General features: G+C 61.3%; 13 protein-coding genes. 7 read left to right on the forward strand and 6 right to left on the reverse strand.

Annotated elements, in window-relative coordinates:
• Nucleotides 1–66 precede the first annotated feature (66 nt).
• From rpoH to ftsY, 4 genes are all read right to left on the reverse strand, one after another.
• Entirely contained in the window at nt 67–921 is an 855-nt protein-coding gene (gene rpoH, locus LVW35_RS27015) for an RNA polymerase sigma factor RpoH (RefSeq protein WP_233892773.1), read from the reverse strand.
• Between the two features lie 129 nt (nt 922–1,050).
• The gene (gene ftsX, locus LVW35_RS27020; RefSeq protein ID WP_233892774.1) at nt 1,051–2,076 is read right to left on the reverse strand and encodes a permease-like cell division protein FtsX; all 1,026 of its coding nucleotides are present in this window, start codon (nt 2,074–2,076) and stop codon (nt 1,051–1,053) included.
• Nucleotides 2,073–2,744: a cell division ATP-binding protein FtsE gene (ftsE, locus tag LVW35_RS27025; protein ID WP_003234627.1), complete on the reverse strand. Its 672-nt coding sequence runs from the start codon at nt 2,742–2,744 to the stop codon at nt 2,073–2,075. The genes ftsX and ftsE overlap by 4 nt, the downstream gene beginning before the upstream one ends.
• Complete coding sequence (gene ftsY / locus LVW35_RS27030) at nt 2,741–4,075, reverse strand: signal recognition particle-docking protein FtsY (protein ID WP_233892775.1); 1,335 nt, start codon at nt 4,073–4,075, stop codon at nt 2,741–2,743. The genes ftsE and ftsY overlap by 4 nt, the downstream gene beginning before the upstream one ends.
• A gap of 232 nt (nt 4,076–4,307) precedes the next feature.
• On the opposite strand from ftsY, the gene LVW35_RS27035 reads away from it, so the two are divergent.
• The 4 genes from LVW35_RS27035 to LVW35_RS27050 all read left to right on the forward strand — a co-directional run bounded on the left by LVW35_RS27035 (nt 4,308) and on the right by LVW35_RS27050 (nt 8,921).
• Complete coding sequence (locus tag LVW35_RS27035) at nt 4,308–5,663, forward strand: M16 family metallopeptidase (RefSeq protein ID WP_233892776.1); 1,356 nt, start codon at nt 4,308–4,310, stop codon at nt 5,661–5,663.
• On the forward strand, nt 5,656–7,146 hold the full coding sequence (locus LVW35_RS27040; protein WP_233892777.1) for a M16 family metallopeptidase: 1,491 nt from the start codon (nt 5,656–5,658) through the stop codon (nt 7,144–7,146). Before LVW35_RS27035 ends, LVW35_RS27040 begins: the two co-directional genes overlap by 8 nt.
• Nucleotides 7,146–7,754 (forward strand): 16S rRNA (guanine(966)-N(2))-methyltransferase RsmD, encoded by a 609-nt coding sequence (gene rsmD / locus LVW35_RS27045; protein WP_233892778.1) that lies wholly within the window; start codon nt 7,146–7,148, stop codon nt 7,752–7,754. The genes LVW35_RS27040 and rsmD overlap by 1 nt, the downstream gene beginning before the upstream one ends.
• A gap of 174 nt (nt 7,755–7,928) precedes the next feature.
• Complete coding sequence (locus LVW35_RS27050) at nt 7,929–8,921, forward strand: hydrolase (RefSeq protein ID WP_233892780.1); 993 nt, start codon at nt 7,929–7,931, stop codon at nt 8,919–8,921.
• Here LVW35_RS27050 and LVW35_RS27055 read toward each other — a convergent pair.
• Entirely contained in the window at nt 8,908–9,762 is an 855-nt protein-coding gene (locus LVW35_RS27055) for a sulfurtransferase (RefSeq protein ID WP_233892781.1), read from the reverse strand. The two genes, LVW35_RS27050 and LVW35_RS27055, sit on opposite strands and share 14 nt — an antisense overlap.
• Before the next feature lie 33 nt (nt 9,763–9,795).
• The gene (locus LVW35_RS27060; protein ID WP_016976019.1) at nt 9,796–10,467 is read right to left on the reverse strand and encodes a TetR/AcrR family transcriptional regulator; all 672 of its coding nucleotides are present in this window, start codon (nt 10,465–10,467) and stop codon (nt 9,796–9,798) included.
• A gap of 146 nt (nt 10,468–10,613) precedes the next feature.
• Between LVW35_RS27060 and LVW35_RS27065 the strand changes: the two genes are divergently transcribed.
• The 3 genes from LVW35_RS27065 to LVW35_RS27075 are packed head-to-tail and all read left to right on the forward strand — an operon-like array spanning nt 10,614 to nt 14,248.
• Nucleotides 10,614–12,041, forward strand: a complete 1,428-nt coding sequence (locus tag LVW35_RS27065; protein WP_233892783.1) for a coniferyl aldehyde dehydrogenase — start codon at nt 10,614–10,616, stop codon at nt 12,039–12,041.
• A 28-nt stretch (nt 12,042–12,069) separates the two neighbouring features.
• Entirely contained in the window at nt 12,070–12,615 is a 546-nt protein-coding gene (locus LVW35_RS27070) for a twin-arginine translocation pathway signal protein (protein ID WP_233892784.1), read from the forward strand.
• A 37-nt stretch (nt 12,616–12,652) separates the two neighbouring features.
• Nucleotides 12,653–14,248, forward strand: coding sequence for a GMC family oxidoreductase (locus LVW35_RS27075; RefSeq protein WP_233892785.1), 1,596 nt, complete (start codon nt 12,653–12,655; stop codon nt 14,246–14,248).
• Nucleotides 14,249–14,262: the final 14 nt, after the last annotated feature.

The raw sequence follows: 14,262 nt of genomic DNA on the forward strand, positions 1-14,262 counted from the left end.
CTGACACTCCGCTTTCGCGAGCAAGCCCGCTTCCACATTCGATCGTGTTGTTTTCGGAACCGCGTTTCAGGCAGTGATCGACAACTTCAGCTTATTCATCGCGCTCTTTTCAAGCTGACGAATCCGCTCGGCCGACACGTTGTACTTCTGCGCCAGGTCGTGCAGCGTGGCTTTCTCTTCCGCCAGCCAACGCTGGTAAAGAATGTCACGACTGCGGTCGTCCAACACTTCCAGCGCTTCGTGCAGGTTGTGGTTGGAGTTGTCGCTCCAGTCGGCGTCTTCCAGTTGACGCGCCGGGTCGTACCGGTGGTCTTCCAAGTAGTTGGCCGGCGATTGGAAGGCACTGTCGTCGTCCGCTTCAGCGGCCGGGTCGAAGGCCATGTCATGGCCGGTCAGGCGGCTTTCCATCTCGCGCACTTCACGAGGTTCCACGCCCAGGCTTTCGGCCACACGGTGAACTTCCTCGTTATTCAACCACGCCAGGCGTTTTTTCTGGCTGCGCAGGTTGAAGAACAGCTTGCGCTGGGCCTTGGTGGTCGCCACTTTCACGATGCGCCAGTTGCGCAGGATGAACTCGTGGATTTCCGCCTTGATCCAGTGCACGGCAAACGACACCAAGCGCACACCCATTTCAGGGTTGAAACGTTTCACTGCCTTCATCAGGCCGACGTTGCCTTCCTGGATCAGGTCAGCCTGGGCCAGGCCGTAGCCGCTATAGCTACGGGCGATATGTACGACAAAACGCAGGTGGGCGAGCACCATCTGCCGAGCCGCCCCCAAATCCTGCTCATAGTAGAGACTCTCGGCCAGTTCACGCTCCTGCTCGGGCGTCAGCAAAGGAATGCTGTTTACCGTGTGCACATAGGCTTCCAGGTTCGCACCCGGGACCAAGGCATAAGCAGGTTGCAAAGAAGTGGTCATACGAAAAAACCTCCGACTCACATAACTCGTGCAGTGAAGCACTGCGAAAATTGACCGGGAACCGTAGGACAAGTTCCCTAAACCACCAATACGGTCAATACAAACGAAACCACATTAATCTGACATTAACTACTTGGGCGCCAACTCGCGTAAATGACGAGCGACCGCAATCCAAGCACCGATATACCCCAACAATACTGCGCCAAGCAAGAGGCTCAGACCATCGGCTACCGGCACGCCGGCCAGTGCGAAATCACTGCCGTAGAGGCCGGCAAGCCCGACCACCGCGTCGTTCAGCCAGTCCAGGCCAAATGCCAGCACTCCCCAGGACAAAATCCCGGCACCGAAGCCATAAAGCGCGCCCATGTACAGAAAAGGACGACGCACATAGCTGTCCGTGCCGCCGACCAGTTTAATCACTTCTATCTCGGTGCGACGGTTTTCAATATGAAGACGAATAGTATTACCTATCACCAAAAGTAATGCAGACACCAACAGCACCGTCAGGCCGAACACAAAGCGGTCGCCCAGCTTGAGGATCGCCGCCAGGCGCTCTACCCAGACCAGATCAAGCTGCGCCTGTTGCACCTTGGGCATCTCCGCGAGTTTTTGTCGCAGGGCTTCCAGCGCCGGCTTGTCCACTTCATTCGGCGTCACCAGCACCACGCCCGGCAACGGGTTCTGCGGCAGCTCTTTAAGCGCCTCGCCCAGGCCGGATTGCTGCTGGAACTCTTCAAGGGCCTGATCGCGACTGATGTACTCGGCATCCGCCACGCCTGGGATGTGCTTGATGTCATCGCGCAACGCTTCGCCATCTTTGGCGCTGGCATCAATGTTCAGGTACAGCGAAATCTGCGCCGCACGCTGCCAGGAACCGCCCAGGCGCTCCACATTATTCAGCAGCAGCGACAACCCCATCGGCAGGCTCAGGGCCACCGCCATCACCAGGCAGGTGAAAAAGCTGCCGATCGGCTGTTTGCCCAGGCGACGCAGACTGTCGACCAGGCTAGCGCGATGGCTTTCGATCCAGGCGCGCAGCAAGGTGCTGAAGTCCGGACCGTCATCGTCGTGATCGTGTTTTTTCTTCGGCGGCTGCGGGTCGGCCGGTTTCGGCGCCACGCGCTCGGAGACTTTAGGGCTGCGTGTTGCACTCATACGCCGGCCTCCCCGTCACCGATCAAGCGGCCGCGTTGCAAGGTCAGCATGCGATGGCGCATGCGCGCGATCAACGCGAGGTCGTGACTGGCGATCAGCACGCTGGTGCCCAGGCGGTTGATGTCTTCGAACACGCCCATGATCTCGGCCGCCAGGCGCGGGTCGAGGTTACCGGTGGGTTCGTCCGCCAGCAGCAAGGCTGGGCGGTGAACGATGGCACGGGCGATACCGACGCGCTGTTGCTGGCCGGTGGACAGGTCTCCGGGGTAGAGGTCGGTTTTGTCCGACAGCGCCACGCGCTCCAGGGCTGAATCCACACGTTTGACGATCTCGGCCTTGGACAGCCCAAGAATCTGCAACGGCAGCGCCACGTTGTTGAACACAGTGCGATCGAACAGCAACTGGTGGTTCTGGAACACTACGCCGATCTGGCGGCGCAGGAACGGAATCTGCGCGTTGCTGATGGTGGCCAGGTCCTGGCCCGCCAGCAGCAACTTGCCGGTGGTCGGGCGCTCCATGGCCAGCAGCAGGCGCAACAAGGTACTTTTGCCGGCACCGGAGTGCCCGGTTACAAACAGAAACTCGCCGCGACGCACCCGAAAGCTCAGCTCATGCAAGCCCACATGCCCGTTGGCATAGCGTTTACCGACCTGTTCGAATCGAATCATGAACGCTCCCGCTCGGCAAACAGTGCCTGTACAAAGGGTTCGGCTTCAAAGGTGCGCAGGTCGTCGATGCCTTCACCGACGCCGATATAACGAATCGGCAACCCGAACTGTTTGGCCAGGGCGAAGATCACGCCGCCCTTGGCCGTGCCGTCGAGCTTAGTCAATGCCAAGCCGGTCAGTTGCACCGTCTGGTTGAATTGTTTGGCCTGGCTGATGGCGTTCTGGCCGGTGCCGGCATCCAGCACCAACAGCACCTCGTGCGGCGCGTCTGCATCCAGCTTGCCGATCACGCGGCGCACTTTCTTCAGCTCTTCCATCAGGTTGTCTTTGGTGTGCAGGCGACCGGCGGTATCGGCGATCAGCACGTCGATGTTACGGGCCTTGGCGGCTTGCACGGCGTCGAAGATCACCGATGCGGAATCTGCGCCAGTGTGCTGGGCAATCACCGGGATCTTGTTGCGCTCGCCCCAGACCTGCAACTGCTCAACCGCAGCGGCACGGAAGGTGTCGCCGGCGGCCAGCATGACTTTCTTGCCTTCGGACTGCAGCTTCTTGGCCAGTTTGCCAATGGTAGTGGTCTTGCCGGCGCCGTTGACGCCCACTACCAGGATCACGAACGGCTTGTTCGGGGTAATCACCAGCGGTGCTTCCACCGGTTTGAGCATCGCGGCCAGCTCGGCCTGCAGGGATTTGTACAGGGCGTCGGCGTCGGTCAACTGCTTGCGCGCGACCTTCTGGGTGAGGCTCTGGATGATCACGGCGGTGGCTTCGACGCCCACGTCGGCGGTAAGCAGGCGGGTTTCGATGTCTTCCAGCAGTTCGTCATCAATGACTTTTTTGCCGAGGAACAGGCTGGCCATGCCTTCGCCGATACTGGCGCTGGTCTTGCTCAAGCCTTGTTTGAGGCGGGCGAAGAAGCCGGTTTTGCTGGTTTCGACAACAGCAGCCACGGGCTCTGGCTCGATAACGGCTGGCGCAGCGACTTCAACCACAGCCGGAATTGGCGGAGCCACGTGCTCAGCCTGCACATCTTCAACCAGCGCTACGGGTTCTTCGGCCACCGGCAGTGCCGGCCACGGCTTGTGCTCTGGTTCTGGTTCTGGTTGAGGCTCGGCCACCGGCTGCAGCACCGGCTCGGCCATCGGCAACACCACCGGCTCCGGGGTTTCGGCAACCGGTTCGGCTTCTACTATAGGCTCAGGGATCGGTTCGGCTTGAACCTGTGGCTGTTCGTCGACGGTTTCCTGCGGCTTTTTGCGCAGCCATCCGAACAGGCCTTTTTTCTCGCCAGCCGCAGCTGGGGTCTTCTTGTCGTCGTTGGAACCAAACATGGAGACGGCTATCTCAAGGTAGCGACGCGCCAAGGGGCGCGCCGGTAAATAAAATTCGATGCGTAACAGACTGTTTTTTAGCCAGCTCGTTCATGCGCAACATTTTGTAAGGCCAAAATAGGGCCTTTACAAGACAGCCATAGTGGCCGTCCCTAGGTCGGATCAGTATCCTAGCACCTCCTCGCCCGCCGACGCTAAGACCAAGCGGGCAGCCCAACAGGTTTAAAAACGAATGAATGCTCTAGCCCGCCGCGCCGCAGGCCTGCTGTTCAGCACAGTTTGTCTGCCTCTTTCAGCTCTTGCTGCCGACCCACAACCCACCCATGAATTCACCCTGGACAACGGCCTCAAGGTCGTCGTACGCGAAGATCATCGAGCGCCGGTGGTGGTTTCCCAGGTCTGGTACAAGGTCGGTTCGAGCTACGAAACCCCGGGCCAGACCGGTTTGTCCCACGCCCTGGAGCACATGATGTTCAAGGGCAGCGACAAGGTCGGCCCCGGCGAAGCCTCGCTGATCCTGCGCGACCTGGGCGCCGAAGAGAACGCTTTCACCAGCGACGACTACACCGCCTACTACCAGGTACTGGCCCGTGACCGCCTGGGCGTTGCCTTCGAGCTGGAAGCCGACCGCATGGCCAGCCTGCGCCTGCCGGCCGATGAGTTCAGCCGCGAAATCGAGGTAATCAAGGAAGAGCGTCGCCTGCGCACCGACGATAACCCGATGTCCAAGGCCTACGAGCGCTTCAAGGCCATGGCATTCCCGGCCAGCGGCTATCACACGCCGACCATCGGCTGGATGGCTGACCTGGACCGCATGAAGGTCGAAGAACTGCGCCATTGGTACCAGTCCTGGTACGTGCCGAACAACGCCACCTTGGTGGTGGTCGGTGACGTCACCCCGGACGAAGTGAAGAGCCTGGCCCAACGTTACTTTGGCCCGATTCCCAAGCGTGACGTGCCACCGGCCAAGATCCCGATGGAACTGGCCGAGCCCGGCGAGCGCCTGCTGACCATGAAGGTGCAGACCCAACTGCCGAGCGTGATCCTGGGCTTCAACGTGCCGGCCCTGGCCACCGCCGAAGACAAACGTTCGGTACAGGCCTTGCGCCTGATCTCCGCCTTGCTGGACGGCGGCTACAGTGCCCGCATCTCCGAGCAGTTGGAGCGCGGTGAAGAGCTGGTCTCAGCAGCCTCCACCAACTACGACGCCTACACCCGTGGCGACACCCTGTTCATGCTGACCGCCACCCCCAACCAGCAGAAGAAAAAGACCGTCGCACAAGCGGAAGCCGGCCTGTGGCGCCTGCTGGAAGAGCTGAAAGCGAAGCCACCGACCGCCGAAGAGCTGGAACGCATCCGCGCCCAGGTCATTGCCGGCCTGGTCTACCAGCGTGACTCCATCACCAGCCAGGCCACGGCCATTGGTTCCCTGGAGACCGTCGGCCTGTCCTGGAAACTGATGGACACGGAGCTTGCCGACCTGCAAAGCGTGACCCCGGAAGATATCCAGAAAGCCGCGCGCACCTATTTCACCCGCGAACGTCTCAGCGTCGCCCATGTCTTGCCTCTGGAGACCGCTCATGAGTGATCGCAAAAGCAGCCGCCTGATTTTCCCCAGCCTGATCGCGGTCACCCTGATCGCCGCCAGCGCCGTGTACTTCCTGCGTCCGAGCGACTCGGTTGCCAGCCCGGCGCTGGAAAAAGCCCAGTCGAGCAACAAGCTGCAATCCCTGGCGGAGCTGGACGATAAGGCACCGAGCAACCGCAAGCTCGACGTGCAAACCTGGACCACCGCCGAAGGCGCCAAGGTGCTGTTCGTCGAAGCCCATGAACTGCCGATGTTCGACGTGCGCATTCTGTTCGCCGCCGGCAGCAGCCAGGACGGCAACGTGCCGGGCCTGGCGCTGATGACCAACGCCATGCTCAACGAAGGCGTGCCGGGCAAGGACGTGAGCCAGATCGCCCGTGACTTCGAAGGGCTGGGCGCAGACTTTGGCAATGGCGCCTATCGCGACATGGCGCTGGTGTCACTGCGCAGCCTGAGTGACAGCGACAAACGCGACGCCGCCCTGAACCTGTTTGACCAGGTGATCGGCAAGCCGACCTTCCCGGCCGACTCCCTGGCGCGGATCAAGAACCAGATCCTCGCAGGCTTCGAGTACCAGAAGCAGAACCCCGGCAAGCTGGCGAGCCTTGAGCTGTTCAAACGCCTTTATGGCGATCACCCTTACGCGCACCCGAGCGAAGGCACGCCACAAAGCGTTCCGAAGATTACCCTGGCGCAGTTGCAGGCCTTCCACGCCAAAGCCTATGCTGCCGGCAACGCGGTAATCGCGGTGGTCGGTGACCTGACCCGCGCCGAGGCCGAAGCCATGACAGGCAAGATTTCCGCCTCGCTGCCTAAAGGGCCGGCCTTGCCAAAAATCGCCCAGCCGACCGAACCCAAGCCGGGTTTGAACCGCATCGAATTCCCGTCCAAGCAGACGCACCTGCTGTTCGCCCAACTGGGCATCGACCGTGCCGACCCGGACTATGCTGCCCTGTCCCTGGGCAATCAGATCCTCGGCGGCGGTGGTTTCGGCACCCGCTTGATGAGCGAAGTCCGCGAAAAACGCGGCCTGACTTATGGCGTGTACTCCGGTTTCTCACCCATGCAGGTGCGCGGCCCGTTCATGATCAACCTGCAGACCCGCGCCGAAATGAGCGGCGGCACCCTGCGCCTGGTGGAAGACGTGGTCGCCGACTACCTCAAAAACGGCCCGACGCAAAAGGAACTGGATGACGCCAAGCGCGAGCTGGCCGGCAGCTTCCCGCTGTCGACCGCAAGCAACGCCGATATCGCCGGGCAGTTGGGTGCGATGGGTTTCTATAACCTGCCGCTGACCTATCTGGAAGATTTCATGAAACAATCTCAGGCCCTGACCGTAGAGCAGGTCAAGGCTGCCATGAACAAACACTTGAGCGCCGACAAGATGGTCATCGTGACCGCCGGCCCGACGATTGCGCAAAAGCCACTACCGCCCCCCACTGATAAACCCGCCGAGCAGCCGCTCGGGGTTCCGGAGCATTAATGGCCAGTTCATCTCGCCCGAAAAAACCCGTCCACAACGTGCATAACGGTGTGGGCCAGCTGCGCATCATTGGTGGCGAATGGCGCAGCCGCAAGCTGAGCTTCCCCGACGTCGTGGGCCTGCGCCCGACGCCGGACCGCGTGCGTGAAACCCTGTTCAACTGGCTTGCGCCGTATATTGCCGGAGCCAAGGTGCTCGACCCCTTCGCGGGCAGCGGCGCGCTGTTCCTGGAGGCACTGTCCCGTGGCGCCGCCCTGGGCCAGGCGTTGGATGCGAGCAATATCGCCGTCTCCAGCCTCAAGGAACACCTGGGCACCCTGCGCTGCACCACCGGTCAGGTGCAAACAGCCGACGCACTGCGCTACCTCGAGACCCAGCCGGCCAGCGAATACGACGTGGTGTTCCTCGACCCGCCGTTCAACCAGAACCTGCTGCCGACCGTGTGCACGCTGCTGGAAGATCGCCAGTGGCTGGCACCGGATGCGTGGATCTACACTGAAAGCGAGACCGCGCCTTCGACCCTGGGCTTGCCGGCAAGCTGGCGCCTGCACCGGGAGCAGAAATCCGGGCGGGTGTATTACGCGTTGTGGCACCGCAGCGCCGTATAGCACTGGTGAACTGTTGTGGCGAGGGAGCTTGCTCCCGCTGGGCTGCGCAGCAGCCCAAATACCGGCATCGGTGTTCTGGTTGAATAATTGCGATGTTCTTGATGGGGGCTGCTACGCTGCCCAGCGCGAGCAAGCTCGCTCGCCACAGTGGGTTCGCTTGCTACCGAGATTCTAATGATCCCCTCTTCAACCCTGTTCATCCCCGCCTTCGGCCTCGGCAATCCCCACCTGCAAACACTGTGGGGGCCGTTGTGGCGCCCCACCACCCACATCGAACGCCAACGCGAACGCCTGTGGCTGGAAGATGGCGACTTCCTCGACCTCGACTGGCACGGCCCCCACGACGCGCAAGCGCCATTGGTGCTGGTACTGCACGGGCTGACCGGTTCCTCCAACTCGCCCTATGTGTCCGGTCTGCAAAAAGCCTTGGCTGCGCAAGGCTGGGCCAGCGCCGCGTTGAATTGGCGGGGTTGTTCGGGCGAACCGAACCTGTTGGCGCGCAGCTATCACTCCGGTGCCAGCGAAGACCTGGCGGCGGCGATTGCCCATCTGCGGGCCAAACGCCCGTTGGCGCCGTTGTATGCAGTGGGTTATTCCCTGGGCGGCAACGTGCTGCTCAAGCATCTGGGCGAAACCGGTACGGCATCGGGACTGGAAGGGGCAGCGGCGGTGTCGGTGCCGTTTCGTCTGGATCAGTGTGCGGACCGCATCGGCCTGGGCTTTTCGCGGATTTATCAGAAGCATTTCATGCGTGAGATGCTGGCGTATATCCGCGTCAAGCAGAGCCGTTTTCTCCAGGATGGCCGGGCAGACGGGCTCAAGGCCCTGGAAGCCCTTGGCTCACTGGAAAAGATGCGTACCTTTTGGGATTTCGATGGCCGGGTCACCGCGCCGCTGCACGGGTTTCTGAGTGCCGAGGATTATTACCGCCGTGCGTCGAGCCGCTATTATCTGGGCGACATCCGCACGCCAACCCTGATCATCCAGGCTGCCGATGACCCGTTTGTGTTCGCCCACAGCCTGCCCGAGGCGAGCGAACTGTCGGCGTGCACCGAGTTTGAGCTGCTGGCCAAAGGTGGGCATGTCGGTTTTGTCGATGGAACCCTCACGCGCCCCGGTTATTACCTGGAGCGCCGCATTCCCGCCTGGTTGCTCAGTCGCCGGTAGCAATGGCCCGCGCCGGATCGGTAATCCACTCGCTCCACGACCCCGCATACAATTTGCCCAACGGATAACCCGCCAGGCTCAGGGCGAACAGGTTATGGCATGCCGTCACGCCAGAACCGCAGTACGCCACCAGTTCATCCGGCGAGCGTCCCTGCAATTGAGCGGCGAAGCGCTGCTTGAGCTGTTCAGCCGGGAGGAACCTGCCGTCGGTGCCCAGGTTTTCGTTGAAGGCCGCACATTGTGCGCCAGGGATATGCCCGGCGATCGGGTCTATGGGCTCCACTTCACCGCGAAAGCGTGGTTGAGCGCGGGCATCGATCAGTGTCAGTCCCGGCTGGCCCAAGCGTTTTTGCAGGTGTTCGGCGTCCAACAGCAAGCGGTTGTCCGGCGTACCGGCGAAGGTGCCCGGCTCAACCACCGGTGCGTCCAGACTCAGCGGGAAACCGGCTGCATGCCAGGCCTTGAGGCCACCATCCAGAATAAAGACGCCATCACGCTTGCCCAGCCAGACCAGCAACCACCATGCCCGAGCGGCATAGGCACCAGGGCCGTCGTCATACAGCACAATATCGGTGTCGGCATTGATACCCCAGGCACGCAATTGTTCGGCGAAGGTATCCGCGGCCGGCAACGGATGGCGACCGGTCACGCCCTTGGTCACCGGCCCGCTGAGGTGGCGTTCCAGGTCAGCGTACTGCGCGCCCTCGATATGCCCTTCGGCGTAGCTGCAGAGCCCGTAGTCCGGGTCTTCCAGGGCAAAGCGGCAATCGAGGATCACCACCCCGGCCGACTTCTGGCGCTCGGCCAGCTGCTGGGGGGCGATCAATTGGGCAAGCGGCATGACGGACTCCTATGAACAGATTCGGGAAAGGTCCTACTTCACTTCTTCCAGTGCCTGATTCAACGGCACGTAAAACTCTTTAAACAATGCATCCACTGCCTCTTTTGCCTGAGGCGTCACAAACCCAGCCTCCAGCACCAGCACCTGATAGACCCCGCGCTTGATCGCCTCAGCACTCAAGTGGGCAGAGTTTTCGTTGGTGGTGCACAAAAAACGCACCCAGGACGTGAGGATGATCCAGGCATTGAGGGTCAGGGCTTCGGTTTGTACCGGGTCCATATTGAGGATGCCGGCGTCGACAAACCCTTGGTAAATAGCGCCGCCCTGGGTCAGGCAGCGCTGGGAAAAGCGCCGATAGCCGGTGGCCAGTTCGGGGTCGCTTTCCAGCAGGTGTTCGAGGTCGCGGTGCAGGAAACGGTAGCGCCACATGCCGGCCAACACGGCCTGCAGGTAGAAACGCTTGTCTTCGACAGTGACGGCGCGGCCTTGGGGCGGACGCAGGAAACTGTCCACCAGGGCTTCGTATTCGCGAAACAGCACAGCGATGATCGCCTGCTTGTTGGGGAAGTGGTAGTACAGGTTGCCCGGCGAAATTTCCATATGGGCGGCGATGTGGTTGGTGCTCACACTGCGCTCGCCCTGCTGGTTAAAAAGCTCCAGGCTGGTTTGCACAATGCGCTCGCTGGTCTTTACTCGTGGTGCCATAGGGGGATCAGCTTCTGTACACGTGATGAGGCATCTTACGGCCTATTCTTGCGAGGATAAATCCGCATCTGGCCGTAATGACATTTGACAATTTAGAGTAATGACTCTAAAACCCAGGCAGACCTATAACAATCGGGAACGCCGCCATGTCTGCCAACGTTGCCTACCTGCAAGATTCCCAGGCGCTGGATCAACTCCAAGGCCTGTTCGACACCCAGCGCCGTGCCTACGCGGCCAACCCGATGCCGCCGGCGGCCCAGCGCCTGCAATGGCTCAAGGCCCTGCGCGACCTGCTCAGTGACGAGCGCCAGGCGCTGATCAACGCGATCAGCCAGGACTTCAGCCACCGCAGCACTGACGAAACCCTGTTCGCCGAACTGATGCCCAGCCTGCATGGCATTCACTATGCCAGCAAACACCTCAAGGGCTGGATGAAACCTTCCCGACGCGCTGTGGGCATTGCCTTCCAACCCGCCTCGGCCAAAGTCATCTACCAGCCTTTGGGCGTGGTCGGGGTGATCGTGCCCTGGAACTACCCGTTGTACTTGGCCATCGGCCCGTTGGTCGGCGCATTGGCGGCGGGTAACCGGGTGATGCTCAAACTGAGCGAATCCACCCCAGCCACCGGTGAGCTGCTCAAGGTGCTACTGGCGAAGATTTTCCCCGAGGACCTGGTGTGCGTGGTGCTGGGTGAGGCCGAAGTCGGCATGGCGTTCTCCAAGCTGCCCTTTGATCACCTGTTGTTTACCGGCGCCACCAGCATTGGCAAGCATGTGATGCGTGCGGCGGCTGAACACCTGACGCCGGTCACCCTGGAATTGGGCGGCAAGTCGCCCGCCATCGTATCCGCCGATGTGCCGCTCAAGGACGCCGCCGAGCGCATCGCCTTCGGTAAAGCGCTGAATGCCGGGCAAACCTGCGTGGCACCGGACTACGTGCTGGTGCCGGAAGATCGCGTCGAGGGATTTGTCGAGGCCTACACCCAGGCCGTCCGCGGGTTTTATCCGAACCTGGCCGACAACCCGGACTACACCGCCATCATCAATGAGCGGCAATTGGCCCGGCTGAATGCCTACGTCAAGGACGCCACCGACAAGGGCGCCACCCTTATCCCGCTGTACGAGCAGGGCCAGGCGCGACGCATGGCCCACAGCCTGTTGTTGAACGTCAGCGATGACATGACCGTGATGCAGGACGAAATCTTCGGCCCGGTGCTACCGATCGTGCCCTATCGGGGGCTCGATCAGGCCTTTGCCTACATCAACCAGCGCCCTCGCCCACTGGCTCTGTATTACTTCGGCTACAACAAGGGCGAACAGAACCGTGTGCTTCACGAAACCCATTCTGGCGGCGTGTGCCTGAACGACACCTTGCTGCATGTGGCCCAGGACGATATGCCATTCGGTGGCATCGGCCCGTCGGGCATGGGCCATTACCACGGCCACGAAGGCTTCCTCACCTTCAGCAAAGCCAAGGGCGTGCTGGTGAAACAGCGCCTGAACGCGGCGAAGCTAATCTACCCGCCCTACGGCAAAGCCATCCAGAAGCTGATCCAGAAGCTGTTTGTTCGCTGAATCCGCCACCCACGGGACCACAATAACAATGAACCCCAGCCTGACTGAAACACCTGCGCTATCGCGGCGCGGCGTCCTGAAAATCGGCCTGTGTGCCAGTGCTTTCCTGGCAACTGCCGGGCTGGGCGCCAGCCTCAGCGGCTGCTCCAGCAGCACCCCTGCCAGCGGGTTTGCCATGCTGCGCGCCAGCGACCTGCCCTTTTTGCGGGCGGTGACTCCGGTATTGCTCGAAGGTGCCGCCAGCGCCCAGGAAATTGCCGCAGAAATTGAAGAGACGTTGAAAAAACTCGACTACAGCCTGCAGCACCTGTCGCCGGAAATGTTCAAACTCACCCAGCAACTGTTCGACGTGCTGGGCATGGGCATCACTCGAGGGCCGTTGACCGGGATCTGGGGCAGTTGGGAAAACGCCAGCGGCGAACAGATCCGCAACTTCCTGCACCGCTGGGAAAACAGCTCCCTGAACCTGCTGCGCATGGGCCAGGGTTCGTTGCTCAAGTTGGTGATCATGGCCTGGTACTTCCGACCGGCGTCCTGGGTGCATTGCGGCTACCCCGGCCCGCCGAAAATTTGAATCGCCTCCTCCACAATAAAAACTAGAGACGCCCCTGATGCCCGTACCCGACCTGTTCCGCGACGGCATGGCCCGTGGCTGGAAAACCCACAATGGCGCCGCCCTCGACAACGACCTGACCCTGGAAGCCGATGTTGCAATCATCGGCAGCGGCGCCGGTGGCGGCACCACCGCCGAAATCCTCAGCGCCGCCGGCTACAAGGTGCTGCTGATCGAAGAAGGCCCGCTCAAGACCAGCAGCGATTTCAAGCTGTTGGAAGACGAGGCCTACACCAGCCTGTATCAGGAGGGCATCGGTCGCATGAGCAAGGATGGCGCGATCACCATCCTGCAGGGTCGCGCGGTGGGCGGCACTACGCTGATCAACTGGACGTCGAGCTTCCGTACGCCGGACGCCACCCTCAGTCACTGGGCCAGCGAATACGCAGTAAAGGGCCATAGCAGCGCCGAGATGGCGCCCTGGTTTGAAAAAATGGAGCAACGCCTGGGCATAGCGCCCTGGGCCTTGCCGCCGAACCCCAACAACGACGTGATCCGCAAAGGCTGCGAAAAGCTCGGCTATAGCTGGCACGTGATCCCGCGCAACGTGCGCGGCTGCTTCAACCTGGGGTATTGCGGCATGGGTTGCCCGGTCAATGCCAAGCAGTCGATGCTGGTGACCACGATTCCGTCCACCTTGGAAAAGGGCGGTGAACTCCTTTACCTGGCCCGCGCCGAACGCCTCATCTACAGCGGCGACACGATCAGCAGCCTGGAATGCGTGGCCATGGATAACCTGTGCGTAGCGCCGACTGGCCGCAAGATCACCGTGAAGGCCAAGCACTACGTGCTCTCCGGCGGCGGCATCAACAGCCCGGCATTGCTGATGCGCTCGGACGCTCCCGACCCGCATTCGCGGCTGGGCAAACGCACCTTCCTGCACCTGGTGAATTTCTCCGCCGGATTGTTCGACGAGGTGATCAACCCTTTCTACGGCGCGCCACAATCGATTTATTCCGACCATTTCCAGTGGCAGGACGGCACCACTGGAAAAATGTCCTACAAACTGGAAGCACCGCCCTTACATCCTGCGTTGGCCAGCACGTTGTTAGGCGGCTATGGCACTCAGAACGCCTTGGACATGAGCCAATTACCCAATACTCACGCGATGCTGGCGCTGCTGCGCGATGGTTTCCACCCCGACAGCCCCGGCGGCAGCGTGGAGCTACGTGGCGATGGCACGCCGGTGCTCGACTACCAAGTGTCGGATTACACATGGGACGGCTTGCGCCGCGCGTTCCACAGCATGGCCGAGATCCAGTTCGCCGCCGGTGCCAAGTCGGTCAAGCCGTTGCATCACGATGCGCGCTACGTGAAAACCCTGGGCGAAGCCCGCACAATGATCGAAGAACTCACCCTGGAACTGCACCGCACCTGCCTGGGCAGCGCCCATGTGATGGGCGGTTGTGCCATGGGTGAAGACCCGAAAAATGCAGTGACCGACAGCCTCGGTCGCCACCATCAGTTGCGCAACCTGTCGATCCACGATGGCTCGCTTTTCCCCACCAGCATTGGGGCCAACCCCCAATTGTCGGTGTATGGATTGACCGCTCAACTGGCGACAGCATTGGCCGAACGTCTGAAAACAGCATGAAAAAACGCGCGATC

It is taken from the genome of Pseudomonas sp. HN11 (assembly GCF_021390155.1).
Lineage (GTDB): Bacteria > Pseudomonadota > Gammaproteobacteria > Pseudomonadales > Pseudomonadaceae > Aquipseudomonas.